We start from the raw sequence: 1428 nt of genomic DNA on the forward strand, positions 1-1428 counted from the left end.
CTGCTCGGCAAGATCAATGTCGAGGAGAGCGTCGAGGCCGGTGCCGCCTTCGGCCGCAGCCTGCCGGCGCCAGCAGGTCCCGATGTCGTGCGCGGCAAGGCACGCTACACCTTCGACACGCAGATTGACGGCCTGCTGCACATCAAGCTGCTCCGCTCGCCTCACGCCCACGCCAGGATCACCGCGATCGACAAGTCCGCGGCGCTCGGCGTTCCCGGCGTGCATGCGGTGCTGACGCATGAGGATGCGCCACCCGTCCTGATCTCGACCGCCCGGCACGAGAAGGACTGGATGGACCCGGAGGACACCCGCATCCTCGACGACGTCGTGCGCTTCATCGGCCAGAAGGTCGCCGCCGTCGTCGCCGACAGCGAGGGCGCTGCCGAGGAGGCCTGCCGGAGGCTCACCGTCACTTACGAGATCCTGCCTGCGCTGATCGACCCAGAGCAGGCGATGGCGCCCGGCGCGCCGGTCATTCATCCCGACCGGACCACCGAGAACCGGGTCGCCGACGCCCAGCGCAACCTCGCGGCCGAGACCCATGGCGAGTTCGGCGATGTCGCAGCAGCACTCGCCACATCCGCCGTCACCTACGAGGCCACCTTCCACAGTCATCGCGTGCAGCATGCGGCGCTGGAGACCCATGGCGGCCTCGCCTGGCTCGACGCTTCCGGTGTGCTCAACGTCCGCACTTCGACGCAGGTGCCGTTCCTAACCCGGCGCGCGCTGTCCGACATCTTCCAGCTGCCCATGGACAAGGTCCGCGTGTTCTGCGAGCGCGTCGGCGGCGGCTTCGGCGGCAAGCAGGAGATGTTCGTCGAGGACATCCTGGCGCTCGCTGCGCTCAAGACCGGACGGCCCGTGAAGCTCGAGCTCACCCGCGAGGAGCAGTTCATCGCGACCTCCACGCGGCATCCGATGCGGGTCCACATCAAGGCCGGTGCCGGTGCCGACGGCAAGCTCACCGCACTCCAGCTCGACGTGCTCTCCAACACCGGCGCCTACGGCAATCACGCCGGTCCCGTGATGTTCCACTCCCTGTCGGAGTCCATCGCCGTCTACAATTGCCCAAACAAGCGAGTGGACGGCTACGCCGTCTACACCAACACGGTGCCATCGGGCGCGTTTCGCGGCTATGGCCTGCCGCAGACGTTGATCGCGATCGAGTCCGCGATCGACGAACTGGCCGGGCAGCTCGGCATCAGCCCCTACGACATGCGCCGGCGCAACATCGTCAAGCCTGGCGACCCCATGCTGTCGCCGCCGCCGTCCGAATTTCACGACGTGCTCTATGGCTCCTACGGGCTCGACCAGTGCCTCGATCTCGTCGAGCGCGCGATGCAGGCCGATGGCCCGCAGCCGGAGCTGTCGCCGGAATGGCTGATCGGCGACGGTGTCGCGCTGACCATGATCGACACGGTGCCGCCG

At 67.9% G+C, this 1428-nt stretch carries 1 protein-coding gene; it reads left to right on the forward strand.

Annotation, left to right across the window (positions count from 1 at the left end; genetic code table 11):
- The coding region (locus AC1D00_RS41020) for a xanthine dehydrogenase family protein molybdopterin-binding subunit (protein WP_477014633.1) at nucleotides 1–1428 on the forward strand (1428 nt) is incomplete at both ends.

Source organism: Bradyrhizobium sp. P2_E8, from assembly GCF_056403875.1.